General features: G+C 69.7%; 13 protein-coding genes. 7 read left to right on the forward strand and 6 right to left on the reverse strand.

All coding sequences use genetic code 11. From position 1 onward, the window contains the following. Positions 1 to 71: 71 nt before the first annotated feature. The 5 genes from JRI60_RS45820 to JRI60_RS45840 all read left to right on the forward strand — a co-directional run bounded on the left by JRI60_RS45820 (position 72) and on the right by JRI60_RS45840 (position 7705). On the forward strand, positions 72 to 977 hold the full coding sequence (locus JRI60_RS45820; RefSeq protein ID WP_204222394.1) for a sensor histidine kinase: 906 nt from the start codon (positions 72 to 74) through the stop codon (positions 975 to 977). 403 nt (positions 978 to 1380) lie between these two features. Further along, positions 1381 to 3174 carry a cytochrome C gene (locus JRI60_RS45825; protein WP_204222395.1) on the forward strand — a complete coding sequence of 598 codons (1794 nt, stop codon included), beginning with the start codon at positions 1381 to 1383 and terminating at the stop codon, positions 3172 to 3174. 30 nt (positions 3175 to 3204) lie between these two features. Then, a complete protein-coding gene (locus JRI60_RS45830) occupies positions 3205 to 4365 on the forward strand; it encodes an FIST signal transduction protein (protein WP_204222396.1) in 1161 nt (386 codons plus the stop codon). Positions 4366 to 4368: 3 nt separating this feature from the next. Further along, positions 4369 to 7302, forward strand: coding sequence for a response regulator (locus JRI60_RS45835; protein WP_204222397.1), 2934 nt, complete (start codon positions 4369 to 4371; stop codon positions 7300 to 7302). Next, positions 7295 to 7705, forward strand: a complete 411-nt coding sequence (locus JRI60_RS45840; protein WP_204222398.1) for a response regulator — start codon at positions 7295 to 7297, stop codon at positions 7703 to 7705. The genes JRI60_RS45835 and JRI60_RS45840 overlap by 8 nt, the downstream gene beginning before the upstream one ends. Positions 7706 to 7760: 55 nt before the next feature. On the opposite strand, the gene JRI60_RS45845 is transcribed toward JRI60_RS45840, so the two are convergent. Next, a complete protein-coding gene (locus JRI60_RS45845) occupies positions 7761 to 8444 on the reverse strand; it encodes a response regulator transcription factor (protein WP_239470110.1) in 684 nt (227 codons plus the stop codon). 184 nt (positions 8445 to 8628) lie between these two features. Further along, positions 8629 to 8886 (reverse strand): hypothetical protein, encoded by a 258-nt coding sequence (locus tag JRI60_RS45850; protein WP_204222400.1) that lies wholly within the window; start codon positions 8884 to 8886, stop codon positions 8629 to 8631. A gap of 239 nt (positions 8887 to 9125) precedes the next feature. On the opposite strand from JRI60_RS45850, the gene JRI60_RS54835 reads away from it, so the two are divergent. Continuing rightward, positions 9126 to 10472 (forward strand): rhomboid family intramembrane serine protease, encoded by a 1347-nt coding sequence (locus tag JRI60_RS54835; protein WP_204222401.1) that lies wholly within the window; start codon positions 9126 to 9128, stop codon positions 10470 to 10472. A gap of 10 nt (positions 10473 to 10482) precedes the next feature. On the opposite strand, the gene JRI60_RS45860 is transcribed toward JRI60_RS54835, so the two are convergent. The 4 genes from JRI60_RS45860 to JRI60_RS53980 form a co-directional block, all read right to left on the reverse strand. After that, a complete protein-coding gene (locus JRI60_RS45860) occupies positions 10483 to 11412 on the reverse strand; it encodes a DUF2381 family protein (RefSeq protein ID WP_204222402.1) in 930 nt (309 codons plus the stop codon). Positions 11413 to 11509: 97 nt separating this feature from the next. Continuing rightward, on the reverse strand, positions 11510 to 13627 hold the full coding sequence (locus JRI60_RS45865) for a serine/threonine-protein kinase (protein ID WP_204222403.1): 2118 nt from the start codon (positions 13625 to 13627) through the stop codon (positions 11510 to 11512). Positions 13628 to 13637: 10 nt separating this feature from the next. Then, positions 13638 to 14504 (reverse strand): nucleotidyltransferase domain-containing protein, encoded by an 867-nt coding sequence (locus tag JRI60_RS45870; protein ID WP_204222404.1) that lies wholly within the window; start codon positions 14502 to 14504, stop codon positions 13638 to 13640. Next, the gene (locus JRI60_RS53980) at positions 14501 to 14677 is read right to left on the reverse strand and encodes a maltose acetyltransferase domain-containing protein (RefSeq protein WP_343213374.1); all 177 of its coding nucleotides are present in this window, start codon (positions 14675 to 14677) and stop codon (positions 14501 to 14503) included. The genes JRI60_RS45870 and JRI60_RS53980 overlap by 4 nt, the downstream gene beginning before the upstream one ends. Before the next feature lie 212 nt (positions 14678 to 14889). Between JRI60_RS53980 and JRI60_RS45880 the strand changes: the two genes are divergently transcribed. Further along, positions 14890 to 16662: a Tox-REase-5 domain-containing protein gene (locus JRI60_RS45880; protein WP_204222405.1), complete on the forward strand. Its 1773-nt coding sequence runs from the start codon at positions 14890 to 14892 to the stop codon at positions 16660 to 16662. Positions 16663 to 16672 lie beyond the last annotated feature (10 nt).

The raw sequence follows: 16672 nt of genomic DNA on the forward strand, positions 1-16672 counted from the left end.
GACCCTCTACAGGCAAGGTGGAACGTGCCTGCGACCCTGCACGAAGGGGGGTTGCTGGGGGGGAGAGCCACATGCCGCTGCATCATCACCTCACCGCGCCGCGCGCGCGCGTGGGCCTGCTCGCGTCCGCCCTGTTGATGTTCACCCTGCTGACGGTGCCACTGCTGGCGCCGGGCTCCCTCCCAGGCGAAGGGACACCAGGCCCGCTGCTGCCGCTGCTCACGGGCCTGGGCGGGCTGGCCCTGGGGAGCGCGCTGAGCTGGAGGCTGCGCCTGACGCGGGACAACGCGCGGCTGCGCGCCCAGGTGCAGGGCGCCTTCGAGCTGGTGGGCGTGGCCGCGCACGACCTGGGCAACCCCCTGCTGGCGCTCCAGCTGCGCCTGTACCGGTTGCGCGGCCACCTCCCGCCGGACTCCCGGGCCCAGGAGGGCCTGGCCATCGCCGAGCGGGAGACACGCCGCATGGGCCTGCTGGTGCATGACCTGCTGGACCTCTCCCGGCTGTCGGCCGGCCGACTCTCCCTGGAGCGAGAGGAGCTGGACCTGGCCGCGCTCGCCCGCGAGGTGACCGAGCGCTTCGCCGACCAGGCCGCCGCCATGGGCAGCCCCCTGCGGCTCCACGCCCGGGGGCCGGTGCGCGGCCAGTGGGACCGCGAGCGCCTGGACCGGGTGGCCACCAACCTGCTGAGCAACGCCCTCAAGTTCGGCCAGGGCCAACCCATCGAAGTGGAGGTGCTCGCCGACGGGCCCCGCGCCCGGTTCGCGGTGCGCGACCATGGCGTGGGCATCCCTCCCGAGGCCCAGCAGCGCCTCTTCGGCCGCTTCGAGCGCCTGGGCGACACCGGCCGCCCCGGCTCCGGGCTCGGCCTCTACATCGTCCGCCAGCTCGTCGAGGCCCACGGCGGCACCATCCACGTCTCCAGCCTCCCCGGCCAGGGCTCCACCTTCACCGTCGAGCTGCCCCAGGCCCACGCCTGACGTGGCTGGACGTGGTGCGCCCTCCCACGCCCGAACCCCTCCGCCCACACGTGACGTGGTGAGTCCTCCCACGTCCGTCCACCGCGGGCCCACACCTGACGCGATGCGTCCTGTCAGAACCGCACAGTCAGGCGGGCTTTCGAGGGTAAATAATTACTCTCGAAGTTGAAATTCCAGGCAGAAACCCTCTATTCTGTCGTTGCTTGAAAAAAGCCGTTCCCTGGGAAACAGGGAATAGCCCAAGCGCTTCGACTCCCCACCTGGTAGGTAGGAAAGAGGAGTCGGAGTCACGACACACGGCGGGGCGCGAGCGAGCCCGCCACCACGACAGCAATGGAGGGCCGCCATGAGCGGATTTGGAGCGCTTTGTGTGCCGTCGCACTCGTCCGTCCGTGTCCCCGGGATGAAGGGGATCCGCCGCGGCGTGTGGCTCGCGGCCCTGGCCCTGCTCGGGACGGGCTGCGGTGAGCGCGAGGCGCTCGAGCTGGCCCCCGGCCTCGTGGCCCAGGCCCAGGCGCAGACCGAGGAGGCCCAGGCCGACACGCAGACCGAGGACCTGATGAAGCCCCGGCCGGTGGCGAAGCCGGTGGGCCTGGCGCTCGAGGTGGACAACGGCGTGGGCACGCCCCTGCGGGTGCGGGCCGGGCAGACCTTCTTCATCAATCAGATCGACCTGCGCGCCGCGATAACGGCCACGGAGGACCGGGGCGTGGACGGTCTGCGCCGCACGGGCGACTTCGCGTCGCTGGCCTGGCAGGGCACGGCGCTGGCCGACGCGGACCCCACCTTCTCGCTCAACGCGGACCAGACAACCTACACCCGCCGCCGCTTCTACCGCTCCTCACATTGGATGCAGAAGCCCAGCATCATCACCGTGATGCCCGTGGACGCCCGGGGCCGCCCCACCGGCCGCGTCATCCCCCTGAACCTGGGCAGCGAGGACCGGCGCAAGTTCAGCGACGACTTCTTCATCCGCCGCATGCGCGCCATCCAGTGGACGCGTGACTGCGGCTCGGCCACCTCCTGCGCCGGCGCGCACGCCTTCGAGGAGGAGGCACTGGTGGAGGTGCGCAACGCTCGCACCGGGGCCACCACCTTCAGCCTCTCGCCGGATACCCGCGCCCTGCTGGTGGACTGGACGGCGCGCTCGGGCGCCCCCTACCGCATCCCCGTGGAGCAGGTGCAGAGCTCCACCTGGTCCTACGGCTTCAACATCGACATCACGCCCGTCACCCCCCCGCGCGCGGATGGCACCTACGCCCCCGGCTCGGAGGTGACCTTCCGGATGACCTTCAGGGACGGAGCGGGCAAGCGCCTGCACCCGGAGGGCAGCCTGCCGACCTACAACGAGTTCCTCTCGGGCCAGGTCGAGTCCGGCCTCCAGTACTACCGGGGCTTCTCGGACGCCGCCACGACGTACTATCGTCGCAAGCACCGCGAGTGCAATTTGTCGGCGTCCATCATCGGGCCTGCCCAGAGCATCCAGCCCCTGCGCAACATCGTCGAGATGGAGGACTTCCTCGGTCCCGAGGAGTCCATCTCCATCGGTACGCCCGAGCGGGATGGAGTGTACGCACAGGCCATGACGGTGCCGCCGGCCAACAAGCTCTTCGGTGGCGCGTACGACCCGACGCACGCGGGCTGGGACGCGCCGGTGCGGGACACCTTCACCAACAAGCTGCCGCTCAACGCGGAGCCCGGCACCTACCTGGTGACGGTGAAGGCCCGCCGCATCTACCTGGGCGAGGACGTCGCCGCCAGCCGCACCATCGAGATTCAAGTGGGCACCCGCCAGCACACCGAGGTGGAGCTCACCACGGGCAAGTGCGCCACCTGCCACACCGAGGGCGGCGAGCTGGGCAAGGTGCTGCATGCCCTGGACAACCGCGCCACGTGCGCCACCTGCCACGCCCCGCTCGCCTTCGAGCTGGAGGGGCCCATCGCGGTGCGCACCCACTTCGTCCACTCGCGCGGCCGCTTCGACGCCCCGCTGCAGCAGTGCTCCTCCTGCCACGTGAAGCAGGAGACCACCCAGCGCACCAGCAAGTCCGCCTGCCTCTCGTGCCACACCAGCTACCCCGAGTCGCACGTGCAGAAGTTCGGGCCCATCCAGCACATGTACGTGGGCGGCGGGCGCGAGTCCTTCCAGCAGTGCACCGGCGCCTGCCACAAAACACACCCGGGCAGCGGCTTCTAGCGCCGCCGCCCATCCCCCCGGAGGTCCTCCTTGGCAATCGTGAAGATGCAGACGGCTCGCACCACACTGTCCGACCCGCTCGCGGCCGCCGAGGACCTCGTCAAACAGCTGGAGGGAGTCAACCCCAAGCTCGTCACCCTCTTCGCCTCGAGAGACAGGGATCAGCAGGCGCTCAACCGCGCGGTGCGTGAGCGCCTGCCCGCTGGCACCCGCCTGGTGGGCGCCACCACCAACGGCGAGCTGGACAACCACGGCATCTACCGCGGCAACGTGGTGCTGGGCGCGCTCTACGGCGACTTCGAGGTGGGCCTGGGCCTGGGCACCGGCCTCACCCTGGACGCGGTGGGCGCCGGCGCCATGGCCATGAAGCGCGCCGCGCAGGACCTGGGCGTGCGCCAGCAGGACATCGACTCGCGCAAGTTCGTCGGCCTCGTCATCGACGACGGCTTCCGTTACAAGAAGGAGGAGCTGCTGCTGGGCATCCTCGAGAAGAACCCCGCCCTCATCCTCGTGGGCGGTGGCGCTTCCGACCACGAGTTGGACCCCGCCAAGCAGTCCGCCCTGCTCCACGTGGACGGCGAGGTGGCCACCGACTGCGTGCTGGTGGCCCTCTTCAAGACGAACGCTCCCTGGGCGGCCCTGCGCTCGCACTGGTACGTGCCCACCGGCGAGCGGCTCGTCATCACCAAGGTGGACGAGAGCGCCCAGCGCGCCCTGGAGATCGACGGCAAGCCCGCCGCCCTGCGCTACTCGGAGCTGCTCGGCATCCCCGTGGAGGAGCTGGAGTACGGCAAGCCCCGGGGCTTCGCCGCCCAGCCCACCGCCCTCAAGGTGGGCCGCGAGTACTTCATCCGCTCCCCCTGGAAGGCCCTGCCCGACCACTCCATCCTCTTCGCCAACCTCCTGGAGGAGGGCACCGAGCTGGAGCTCATGAAGCTGGGCGACATGGCCGGCCTCACCCGCTCCTTCTTCCAGGACGAGCTGCCCCGCCGCGTCCAGAATCCCCAGGCCGCCCTCCTCTTCCACTGCGGCGGCCGCATGTACTATTCCCACGTGGTTGGAACCACGGCCCAACTGGCCGACACCTTGCGTCACGCTCCCCCGGCGGCTGGAATGAACGTGAACTTCGAAATCTACTCGGGGTTCCACATCAACACGACGCTGACGGTTCTCGCGTTCGGGGGTAACTGACCGATGACCACCACACCGGCTCCCGCGATGTCGGGCCAGGATACGCCCCGGCTGCTCCTCGTGCTGGGCGAGGGCGAGGCTACCCAGGTGCTGGAGGTGCTGCGGCGCGCGGACGTGACGGTCGCCTCCGAGCGCGTGTCCACCCCCGAGGAACTGAAGACCGCGCTGGAGAAGCCGTGGGAGCTGATCCTCTGCGCCGCGGAGGCGCCGGGGCTGGGATTGCGCGAGGTGGTGCCGCTGCTGCGCGACAAGGCCCCCGAGCGCCCCTTCATCGTCCTCTCCTCCCGCTTCGACGAGGAAGAGATGCGCGCCGTCATGGAGGAGGCCGGCGCCAGCAGCTACCTGCAGATGGACCGGCTGCCCATGCTGGTGCCGGTGGTGCGCCGCGAGCTCAAGCGCATCGTCGAGCGCCGCCAGCACCAGCAGGCCGAGACGCAACAGCAGCACTCGCGCTGGCTGCTGGAGAAGATCGTCGACAACCTCCCCTTCGTCCTCTTCGCCAAGGACGCCGAGAAGCGGCAGCTCCAGGTGGTGAACAAGACGCTGGCGGACATGTTCCAGATGTCCAAGGAGTGGCTGCTCGGCAAGACGGACCGGGACTACATGCCCCCGGAGATCGCCGAGTCCTTCATCGCCATCGACACGGAGATCATCACCACCAAGAAGATGAAGGTCTTCGAGGAGGTGGCGCGGGTGGGCACGGTGGACCGCATCTTCGCCACCCGCAAGCTGCCGCTCCTGGATGACACCGGTGAGGTCCGCTACGTGCTGGGCATCACCGACGACATCACCGAGCACAAGCTGGCCGAGGAGAACCTGCGCAAGTCCCAGGCCGAGCTGCAGGAGGCCAACAAGCGCCTGGCGGAGAACCTGGAGGAGCTCAAGCGCAGCCGCGCCGTGTCCGCGCGCACGCTGGCCAGCTACCAGCAGCGCGCCCTGCAGATGGAGATCATCCGTCAGCAGAACGAGGACCTGGACCGGCTGGCCACGGAGCTGGCCATCGCCAAGCGCAACGAGGAGGAGCGCGCGCGCGAGGCCGAGGCCGCCGCCCGCCTCAAGAGCGAGTTCCTCGCCAACTTCAGCCACGAGATCCGCACGCCGCTCAACGGCATCATCGGCTACTGCGACCTGCTGGCGCGCGAGGAGGGCAGCCGGCTCACGGCGCACGGCCGGCGCGACCTCAACGTGGTGAAGAAGAACGCGCAGACGCTGCTGGCGCTCATCAACGACATCCTCGACCTGTCGAAGATCGAAGCCGGCCGCGCGGAGATCGTCGTCGAGCGCGTGGACATGCAGGAGCTGGGCGAGGACTGCACCTCCACCGTGAAGGAGTACCTCAAGGGCAAGGACGTCGAGCTCACCCTGCACATCGACCCGCAGGTGCAGTACGTGCGCACGGACGCGCTCAAGCTGCGGCAGATCCTCCTCAACCTGCTGTCCAACGCGGCCAAGTTCACCGAGTCCGGTGAGGTGGCGCTCAGCGTGCGCGCGGAGGGCACCGAGGCCGTCTTCACCGTGGAGGACACGGGCATCGGCATCCCGCCGGACCAGCTGCCCTTCATCTTCGAGAAGTTCCGCCAGGTGGACGGCTCCACCACGCGCAAGGTGGGCGGCACCGGGCTGGGGCTGGCCATCGTCCGGGAGCTGAGCAAGCTGCTGGGCGGCAACGTGTCCGTGCAGAGCACCCTGGGCCGCGGCACCACCTTCACCGTGCGGCTGGCCGGCATCCTCGAGGGCGAGGTGATGGGCGAGTCGCGCGAGCTGGACAAGCCCGTGGCCGTGCAGGACGTGGCCGCCTCGCTCGCGGCGGTGGCCCAGGGCGGCACCGTGCTGGTGGTGGATGACGACGTGCTCGTGCAGCAGCTGGTGGCCGGGCAGCTCACCCCCGCGGGCTTCGAGGTGGTGACGGCCTCCGATGGCCTGGAGGCGCTCAAGAAGGCCCGCGAGCTGCGCCCGCAGGCCATCGTCCTGGACATCTACCTGCCCCGCCTGGACGGCTGGAGCGTGCTGTCCACCCTCAAGAGCGAGCCGGACCTGGCCCGCATCCCCGTCATCATCATCTCCGTGGAGGAGCAGCGGGCGCGCGGCTTCTCCCTGGGCGCGTGCGAGTACCTCGTCAAACCCATCGAGCCCGAGCACCTGGTGGAGGTGGTGCGCCGCAGCATCGGCACCACCACCGGCGTGGGCGAGGTGCTGGTGGTGGACGACGACGCCTCCACCCGCGAGCTCGTCAGCCGCTCCCTGCGCCGCGCCGGCTTCTCCACCACCGAGGCCCACAGCGGCGAGGACGCCCTGCTCAAGGCGCGCGTCTCCCCGCCCACCCTCGTGGTCCTCGACTTGATGATGCCCAACCTGGACGGCTTCGAGGTGCTGCGCCGCCTGCGCGCCGAGAAGCTCCACGTCCCGGTGGTGGTCCTCACCGGCAAGACGCTCTCCGGCGAGGAACAGTCCGTGCTGCGCGACGGCTTCGCCGGCTTCGTCCAGAAGGGCGGCCACGCGCTCGAGGACGTCATCGGCCAGGCCAAGGGCCTGCTGCTCAAGCAGAGCGCGCAGCGCGCCGGCCGGCTGCCGCGCATCCTCTACGTCGAGGACAACCCACAGAACCGCGACATCGTCCGCCGCTACCTCGGCGGTCTGTACGAGGTGCTGGAGGCCGAGGACGGGGAGCTGGGCGTGGAGCGCGCCACGCGTGACTCACCGGACCTCATCCTGATGGACCTGTCGCTGCCTCGAGTGGACGGCTGGGAGGCCACCCGGCGCCTGCGCCAGATGCCCGCCGCGGCCTCCATCCCCGTCATCGCCGTCACCGCCCACGCCGGGCGCGAGTACCAGGAGAAGGCCACGGCCGCCGGCTGCAACGCCTACCTCACGAAACCCCTGGATCGCGACCAGTTGCTGGATACCATCCGCAAGTATATTGGGAGAAATCATGCCTGACGTCGCGGCCCCCAAGGTCCGCATCCTCGTGGTGGACGATGATCCGGATCAGCTGGATCTCGTCCGCCGTACCTTGAGCTCGCACGGCGGCTTCGAGGTGCAGACGCACAACTCGGCCCTGGGCGTATCCAATCTGGTGCGCAACGGAGAGCCGGATCTCGTCCTGCTGGACGTGAACTTCCCCGCGCTCAAGGGCGACCAGGTCGTCAGCCTGGCCCGCCGCTATGCGCCCCAGGGCACCAAGTTCATCCTCTACTCGGCCTCGGATGAGTCCCGGCTGCGCGCGCTCGCCCTGGCCTCGGGCGCGGACGGCTACCTCTCCAAGAGTGTCCAGGGGGCGGAGCTCATCCAGAAGCTCACCGCCTTCCGCAAGAAGCCGGGCGGCAGCACGCTGCTCGTCTGAAAGCGCCAGTCAAGGACCGGGGCGGAGTGGGAAGACCCCGCTCCGGCCCTGGGGACTACGCGTGCTGCGCGTCCGCGGGGCGGGCGAGCCCCAGCTGACACGCCACCATCGCCATCTCCACGCGGTTCTGTACCCCCAGCTTGCGGTAGAGGTTGGAGACGTGTGCCTTCACCGTGCGCTCGGTGATGCCGAGCCGGGCGGAGATCTGCAGGTTGTCCGTACCGGCCGCCACCAACGTGAGCACTTCGCGCTCGCGCTCGGTGATGCGCCCGAGCAGCGCCGCGCGCGCGTCCCGCTCGGGAGACCGGGTCGCCGGAACCACGAACTCCGGCGGCACGAGCCACTCTCCACGCGCCACCTGCTCGACGGCGGCGAGCACCTCGTCGCAGCCCACGTTGAGCTTGCACAGATAGCCGACCGCCCCCGCCTGGAAGCAGCGCTCCACCAGCGGCATGTCACGGAAGGCCGAGAGCACGAGCGAGCGCGTGTTCGGATACTGGTCGCGCAGCTTCTCCACCAGCTCCAGGCCGTTGCCTACCTCCTCGGTATCCGAGCGCTCGAGCCGGAGGTCGACGATCGCCACGTCCGGCGCCTGCTGCTGGAGCTGCGCGAGGAAGCCCTCCACGTCCGCACCGCGCGCGACCACTTCCATCCCAGAGCTCTCGAACAGAGCGATCAAGCTCTCCCGGAAGACGCGCTGATCCTCCAGGATTCCCACTCGAATCCGTTCCGTCGGCACGAGGAACTCCTTTCCCGCGGACATCCCACCCGCACACCCATGCATGACCAGCGGAGTCTAGTCGTGCAATGGAAGAGGAGCCTTTCCATGCCCCGGTACTGTCCGCCAGGCGGCATTGCAACCGCCTCTCGGGGACCACCCGGACCTGGGAAGCATGCGGGATGAACAGGGGAAGCGAGCGGGCTCATACCGGGAGCGAGGGGGGCAAGCAGACGGACACGCGCACGCGGCCGATCTGCTCCACTCGCACCTGCCGCCTGTCGGGCAGCAGGTGGAGGCGGACACAGCAGCCCGCGACATAGGTCCGCAAGCCATCCCCATCCCGTTGGGCAAGCTCCATCCAACGCGGGTCCGCGGGAGGCAGGTACTCGGCCACCTCGGCGATGCGCTGGAGGTGGGCCTGGAGCGAGACGCGAACGGGAGAGGGAAGCTCTTCCAGCAAGGGGGTCAGTGGCTTGTCGATTCGTATGGTGAAAGGCATTTGCCTTCACAGTCGACAGCAGGACCCTGGAAGGGAATTGTACCCGTGGACAGCCCTCCGCTCCCGCTTCCTCTCCACCTCTGACTGGCTGGGCCACGGCCATCCACGAAATGGGACGGCACTGACTGCGCAGGTAGTATCGCGAAGGTGTCCGCGGAAGTAGAGTCCACCAAGGCTCTACCCCCCGCGAGATGCTTCCCATGCTTCCTGCCACGCATTCCGGCTCCCGACACGTCCGCGCCCCGCCGAGGTATGCCCGGCGGCTGCTCGACGCGCTCACGCCCCGGCGGCCTCCCGTCGCCTGCCTGGCGCTGATGGCCGTCAACTTCGCCGTCTTCCTCGTCGCTCAGGCGTGCGGCGGCGCGGAGTCCTACGTCATGCTGAAGCGGATGGGGGCGGGACTCAGCCCGGCCGCGCTCGGCCCCGAGCCCTGGCGCCTGCTGAGCGCGAGCTACCTGCACCAGGGGTGGCGGCACCTGCTGCTCAACTTCACCTCGCTGCTGCTGTGCGGCGTGTACCTGGAGGGGCTGATCGGCCGCTGGCGCCTGCTGCTGCTGTACACGGTGACCCTCCTGGTCTCCAACACCCTGATGATGGGCTTCTACCCGCAGATGCTGTCGTTGGGCGCCTCTGGCGGCATCTGCGGCTTGTTGGGAGCGATGCTGGTGCTCTGCTACCGCCCGGGCCCGTGCGCGTGGTGGTGGCCCTGGTACTACCGGCTCGCGCCCGCCGCGTGCTGTCTCGGCGTCCTGGCCTCCACCCTCTACGGCGCATACGAGTGCGCACAACCGGGCACGAACTTCGCGCATCTGGCGGGAGGCACGGTGGGTGCGGTGCTCGCGCTGTCGGGCGCGTTGACGTGGGAGCTGATGCCGCCGGCCTTCAAGGAGGTACGGCGCGTGCGGGAGAGCGCGCGCATCTCGTGGTGGGTGACGCTGGCCTGCCTCTTCGTTGGAACCATGGCGGGGCGCCCCTGGCAGCTGCGGGAGAAGCAGCCCCTGGTGCGCGTGCAGGTGCCCGGGACACCCGTCTCCGTCGCCGTGCCCTCCGGGGCCGCGGCCCATGTCTCGACCGAGCGCTCCGAGGAGGACGACTCCTGGGTGAGGCTCACGTTCGGCGAGCCGATGACGGAGCCGGTGCTGGTGGAGGTGACCGTCGAGAGGATGGACGAGACGGTGACCGAGGAGGAACACGAGAAGAAGACATGGGAGCTGCAGGAGGAGCTCTACAAGGAGGTGGAGGAGTCACGGGACGAGCTCGAGAAACCGTGGTTCCGTCCCATGGTGACCAGGCTGTACACGAAGCGGGTGGTGTACTCGGCGAGCTACTGGAACGAACTGTATTGGGTGCAGCGGTGGGTGATGCTCCGGGGAGAGTGGCGCATCACCCTGCTGACGGTGAGGGCGCCCGGGATGCCCGCGAACTGGGAGGGCACGGAAGAGGACGTGTCCTCGAGCCTGGTGGTGGAGGAGCCGGGCGCGCCGCGTTGGGACACGTGCCAGGCGTGGAACACGGTCTGGGGCGGGGTGTGTCCTCGCCAGCCGTGAGAAGTCCCGCCTACGGGAACACCACGCCGCGCACGGTGACGGCGCGCGGCCCGTCCGCCTCCGTCAACGCGAGGAGGAAGGTTCCCCGGGACTGTGCTTGCGTGGCCTCCGCCTCCACCACGATACGGCCCAGTTTTCCCGGAGGAATGGGCTCGCGAGACCAGACCCTCAGCACGGGCAGCCGCGCACCTTCCTTGCTCACCAGCTCCGCCACCTCACCCACCGTCCAGGGCTGGGTGCCCGTGTTGTTCATCTTCAATTCCACCGCGACCCGAGCCACCGCCTCGGCGCGGTAGCTGTAGGCACTTCGTACCAGGAGGGCATCACCCGGGTGCTGGGTGATGTCCTTCTTGAGATTCCGCACCAAGAGAGTCTTGCCCTCTTTCACCAGCCCGGCGTCAAACAGGTCCGTGAGGCTCTCGTGACACCGAGGTTCCATCTGGGTGCGCGCCAGTTGGGCTTCACATCGCTCGGCTCGCTCGCGCTCCTGCCGTGCCTCCTGCTGAAAGGACCCTGCGGAACGAGGCCGACGGTCCACCCGCACCTCCTGCTCAGCCCGGGTGGGACGTGCCACCAACCGGAAGGTGACGCTCTCCGGCACCTCCCCGTCCGCGAAGCGCACCGTCAGCCACAACGGCCTGTCCAGCTGCACATCCGAGGGCAGAAGCATGACCATGCCGCGCGCCTCGTTCACCGCCACCGCGACCAGCCGCTCGTCCTCCACCGCCACCCCACCTCGTAAGAGCGGCGCGTTGAACACCAGGGAAGTGGAGTGGTGGGGACTGATGCCCACCTCGTACACCTGCCCGGCGTTGTCCGCCGTCAGCTCGAGGTGACGCACGCCCTCCGTGTCCCAATCCGTCGACACGGGCTGCGCCAAGGCGGGCGCACCAGCGAGGACCGCGAGCAGCAAGGAGATGGCGGAGAGAGGAGTGGACATGGGCGGGAGAACCTCCGGAGTGGTGCAGAATATCACTCACCCCTGACGTCATCTCCTGCTTCGTCTCCTGTCCACCCGTGTCCGGCCTGCTCGGGACCTACTCGAAGCGCTCCACCGGAACGAGGCCCACGACCCCCCGGATACGGGCGGTATCCGCCCCACCGCCGGGCTCCCTGAACACGCCGCGCTTGTCATCCGTCTGCACGTCATAGAACTCCAGACACACGGGCCAGGCGTGCCCATCCGGCGTATGGGCTTCCGTGAAGCGGCCGTACACGCGCGTCTCCCCGACGAAGAGCACCCCGGAGAACACCGTGCCGTCCGGCAGCTTTCCCCAGTCCTCTCCGCGCAGGTTCAACTTGGCGCCCGGACCCGAGCGCACGGTGAACACCTCGTCTGGGTTCTTGAGACCGGGGAGGTCCACATCCTGTCGGTCACCGAAGCGCAGGCCCAGTTCCTTCATGGTCTGCACGGAGTTGGCGGGGCACTCGGCTGGCGCGGGCGTGGGCCGCACCGCGGAGGAGGTGGTGGGGCCGGGACAACCCGCGGCGAGAGAGCAGAGGAGCAGGGCCGAGCCCGCCCTGGAGGCCGTGGAGCCCGAGTCCTTCGGCTGCGGTGTGTCGCTCTGGGGAGTGGGAGCCTTGCGGAGTGGAGTCTTCACGCGCCTGTCTTCCTCATGACTCGTCGCGCGGGCGACGGGCGCGGGGGTTGGGGCCTCGGAGGGCTCCGCGCCGCCGTCACCTTCGGGTGGCTTCCACGGGGGCGCCACTTCCTGACCCAGGCGGAACCAGACCTCCGGCATGGGAAGCAGCGAGGCCACCGGGGGCGTCATCCATGACTCCTCCGCAACCGGGGCCGGATCCGGGGGTGGATGCGAGCGCCGCGTGATGATGAAGAGGGCCGACACGGCCAGCATCAGCGCGAGGGCCGCGCAAACCATCACCGCACGCCGGGGAAGGGCGCGTGCTGGCGGCGGCGTGGATGCGACGCGTGCCTCCACGCGCGGCGACTCGTGGACGGGCGGTGCCTCTTCCCCTGGCGCCTCTTCTTGTGGAGGCCGTGGCTCCGAGAGTGGCGCGGCCACGGTGGACGGCTCCCGTGGTGGGGGCGGCTCGCCGCGCCTTGGGTGGAGCCGCGCGCGCTCCTCCAGCCGCCGCGACAGTGCCTCCGCTTCTTCTTCCTCCAGTTCCACCTCCGCCACGGTGGTGGCGCTGTCCGGGCCCCACGCCTCGCACAGCGGCTCGTCCCAAGTGGCGTCCGCTCCCCCCAGCGCAGCCTCCAGCGCGGCCTCCACCGCGAGGGCGTCCGGGTAGCGCTCCTCGGGTTGCTTCTCGAGCATGCGCTGGCACACCTCGCCCAGCGCCCGGGGCACGCGCCCATTGCGTACATGAGGCGGCTCGGGCGAGTGGTGCAGGATGGCCTCGCCCAGGGCCCGCCCGTCCTCCAGCGAGTCCCCCGACTCCTCCACCTGGAAGGGGTAGGTGCCCGTCAGCAGCCAGTAGAGCAGCACGCCCAGCGCCCACGTGTCGTCCCGGGCGCTCGCCTCGTAGCGCTGGCCGGAGTGGAGCCGCTGGTGCGCGGCGGCCTCGGGACTGCGGTAGAGCGCGGTGCCCACCACCAGCGGACCCGTCACGTGGTGGGCCCCGGGGAAGGTGCCCACGCCGAAGTCCACCAGCACCGGCAGCCCGTCCTTGTCGCGCACCACCACGTTGGCGCACTTGACGTCCCGGTGCACCACCTGCGCCCGGTGCACCGCCGCCAGCTGCCGGGCCAGCGCCCGCACCACCTGCGCCACCTGCCGCGCCGTGGGGTTGCACTGCCGGGCCCACTCGTGCAGCGCCCGTCCCCACACGTACTCCATGACGAGGTAGACGAAGCGCGGCGCCGTGTCCGGCCACTCGCCGTGCCCGCGCACCGCCACCCAGCCCAGGCGCCGCAAGCGCAGCAGCACCTCCAGCTCGCGCCACGCCCACGCCGCCGAGCGGGGCAGGTAGATGAACTTCACCGCGTACAACCTGCCGCTCCTGCTGCGGGCGCGGAACACGGCGCCCTGGCTGCCGGTGCCCAGCCTCGCCTCCAGGAGCAGTCCGCCCACCTCCGTGCCGGGCAGGGGCAGCTGCGGCTCCACGGGTGCGTTGGCCGCCTGGCGCCACAGCCTGTGCCGTTGCGCCCTGAGCCACCTGTCGTCGGCTCGTCCGGATTCCACCCCGTTCATGCGCTGAACCTCATAGGTGAGGCAGCGTAACATGACCTGATGACACAGTCCCGCCCGGCAGCAGCCCCTCGGACACGAGCAATGCGTCCAGCCCATCGAGCAGGGCATGGAGGTTGGGCAGCAGCTCCTGTTCGGGATGACCCACCGCGCGAATCACCGCCTCCACCTGGGGCTCCAGCCCGGGTGGCCGCTTCGGGCACAACCGCCTCGCGTGCGCCAACAGCCGCTTCTCGCCCGGGTGCGGGACGCGGTTCACCGCGAACAGGATGTCGAAGTAGCTCGCCAACACCGCCGTCACCCGGTGTTGCACGCTCACCGGGTCCGCCCGGCGCAGCGCGAGCTCGATCTGCTCCAGGTACGACGACAGCTTGCTGCGCAGCACCGGATGGTTCTTCGCCACGATGGAGCGGCGCAGGGGCTCCGGGTAGGGTCCCCGGGCCCGCTCCTGGAGCCGAGCGAGCCATCCCGTGCGATCGAAGAGGACGCGGGAGTTGCGCAGCGTGTGCCAGAAGCTGGTGGTGTAGCCGAGCGACGCCTCGAAGCGCACGAGGACGCGATCCAGCTGGTCTTCCATCCACTCCGGGCTCCACCAAGCGGCGTCCACGCCCTGGCCGCTCGTGTCGAGCCACTCGTCGCCGGTGCCGAAGAAGGTGTTGTCGATTTCGGCGCGGCGGGCGGTGGGGAGGATGAGGGCGCGCCGCGCCTCGGCGGGAGGCGGAGGGCTCGCGTAGACGATCAGGTCCAGGTCCGAGAGGGGATCGGCGGAACCCGTCACCCAGGAACCGCCGAGCGCCACCGCGCGAACCTGCTCGAAGGTGGAGAAGCGCGCCGCCCACTCACTGGCCAGCGGAGGGACATCCGAATCCGGTGCGGTCATGGGAGACGCTCAGCGCAGGGAGCGGATGACGCGGCAGGGGTTACCCGCGGCGAAGACATAAGGAGGGATGTCGCGCGGAGCCTGCGCGCGCGGGCGCGTTCGGCCATCAGCTGCGGGTCCGTGGCGAGGTACAGCTCGCCCGCGAGCATCTTCTCTTTCTCGGTCCGTGCCATGCCCGGAAGGTGACACGGCCCCGCGGCACCCGACACGACGGTTTCGGGCAATCACCCACTGGCGAACGGACCCGAAGCACCGGCGGCACCCTGCCGCTGTACGGAGTGAGCAACATCCAGACGCTCAGCCCGAGCAGGCCAGGGGCCACCAACGGAGAGGCTGTCAGAGGCATCGGTAAGGTGGAGGACACGTCTCTCCTGGGAGACTCGCCATGCTCGTGCAGCCCCATTGCCTCCGCGGACGCGGGTGGAGGCACCTTCCAGCTCTGCTGCCCCTGGCGGCCCTGCTGATGCTGGCCGGGTGCGCCACCGTCACGCCTCGCACTTCTCGGGGTTGGCTACTGCCCGGCCTGAGTCACCGCTCCCTGGCACCTACGCCCTTCCCCAGCACGAGCGCCCAACCCGTTGTGGCGGCCCCCCTGCCCTCCTCCACCCTCGTACAGGGCGCCACGAGCACCGCCGCCGAAGACGATGACGAGGAGGATGACGTTGAAGCGCAGGAGCGCGCGCCGGGAGACGTGACGGGCGCACCCGAGACGTCCTCACACGCGAGGGCGGGCCACCTCGTGGCGGGTGGGGACGAGCCATTGGAGGACTGGGGCGAGGGCTGGACGGGCTGGCCCGACGGCGTGGGCGATGGGCGCCCCCACACCGTGCCCATGAGCCTGGACTACTTCCAGGGCTTCCTGGCGCACGTGGGCGTGCCCACCGACGCACTGCCCGACGACGGGCGCACCCTCTCTCCCGAGCAAGCTCTGCGGCTGCTGCCGCACCTGCTCTCCTCTCCAGTGACATTGGGCAACTTCGCCCAGCGCCGCATGGCGGCCTGGCTGCTGCTGGAGGTGGCCACGGGCGAGCGGCCCGTGTCGCGCGAGGAGTTGCACGCGCGCATGGAACGCTTCCACCGGCTGCTGGTGCTGCGGCCGGACGGCTATCTGGTGCTGGCCGTCACGGGCGAGGCCAAACAGAAGGTGGGCGAGGTGCAGGTGGCACAGGACGGCACGCTGCGTGCCGGCCGCTACGAGGTGGGCCCCTTCTACGCCCTCGAGAGCAGACGCCTGTGGCCAGTGGATGCCGCGCTGGAGGTGCCACGTGGGGCGCTACCACTGGGTGCCTACGAGCCGGATGACGGTGTGCTGCTGCCCGCGTTGCACGGGGCGGCCCTGGCGCTGGCGGACACGGTGGAAGGGCTCTACCGAATCACCTTCCATCCCATCGAAACCGTGGAGGGACTCATCCGGTTGCCGGGCGCGGTGCGTGAGTTGGTGCGCAACGCCCCCGAGTATTGGGAGTCCTTCCGGCACAAGCCCTCCGGCGAGCAGGTGCGGGGCGTGTCGCGCGTGGCCACCGGCGTGGTGCTGATGGTGGGTACCGCGGGGGAAGGCGCGGTGCAGGCCGCCACGTGGGGGAGTCGGATGGGACGACTCGCCGTGCCCGTCTTCTCACTCACGGGAGAAGGCGTGCTGGCGCTGCGGCTGGTGGCGGTACCCGGCCGGGTCATCGCCGTGGCGGGCCAGGCACTCAGCGCCACGTACGTGCTGCACATGGCCAGCATGGGCGTGGCCGCGGCGGGCGGTGGCGCATGGACACCGCCCGTGGGCGGGCCGGGCCAGTGGGTGCCCAAGAACGAGAGCATGTCGGCCCGCTCACGCAAGTTCCAGAACAAGGTGACGAAGGCGCCAGCGGGCTGGGTGTACCGCGTCCTGTTCGGTGGCGAGAAGGCGGACTTCGACGGCTTCGCGGAAGGCGTCCTGCTGGAGACCAAGGGCCTGGGCTACGACAAACACTTCGACGCGAGCCTCAAGGCCAGGCGGTACTTCAAGGGTGCCAAGAGACTCGTCAGACAAGCCCAGAGACAGGAGAGGGTCGCCAATGGTGTCCCCATCCGCTGGCATGTGGCGGAACCCCGTATGGTCGCCATTCTCAGAACGCTTTTCAAAAACGCCAACATCAAAGGAGTTGACGTGGTCTACACTCCACCGTAGCCCCTCGAAA

The sequence above is a fragment of the Archangium violaceum genome, assembly GCF_016887565.1.
GTDB lineage: Bacteria > Myxococcota > Myxococcia > Myxococcales > Myxococcaceae > Archangium > Archangium violaceum_B.

Coding starts and splice junctions, on each gene's coding strand:
- JRI60_RS45820 (WP_204222394.1), top strand. CDS start 72: ATGCCGCTGCATCATCACCTCACCGCGCCGCGCGCGCGCGTGGGCCTG.
- JRI60_RS45870 (WP_204222404.1), bottom strand. CDS start 14,504: ATGACCGCACCGGATTCGGATGTCCCTCCGCTGGCCAGTGAGTGGGCG.
- JRI60_RS45880 (WP_204222405.1), top strand. CDS start 14,890: ATGCTCGTGCAGCCCCATTGCCTCCGCGGACGCGGGTGGAGGCACCTT.
- JRI60_RS45865 (WP_204222403.1), bottom strand. CDS start 13,627: ATGAACGGGGTGGAATCCGGACGAGCCGACGACAGGTGGCTCAGGGCG.
- JRI60_RS45835 (WP_204222397.1), top strand. CDS start 4,369: ATGACCACCACACCGGCTCCCGCGATGTCGGGCCAGGATACGCCCCGG.
- JRI60_RS45860 (WP_204222402.1), bottom strand. CDS start 11,412: ATGTCCACTCCTCTCTCCGCCATCTCCTTGCTGCTCGCGGTCCTCGCT.
- JRI60_RS54835 (WP_204222401.1), top strand. CDS start 9,126: ATGCTTCCTGCCACGCATTCCGGCTCCCGACACGTCCGCGCCCCGCCG.
- JRI60_RS53980 (WP_343213374.1), bottom strand. CDS start 14,677: ATGGCACGGACCGAGAAAGAGAAGATGCTCGCGGGCGAGCTGTACCTC.
- JRI60_RS45825 (WP_204222395.1), top strand. CDS start 1,381: ATGAAGGGGATCCGCCGCGGCGTGTGGCTCGCGGCCCTGGCCCTGCTC.
- JRI60_RS45840 (WP_204222398.1), top strand. CDS start 7,295: ATGCCTGACGTCGCGGCCCCCAAGGTCCGCATCCTCGTGGTGGACGAT.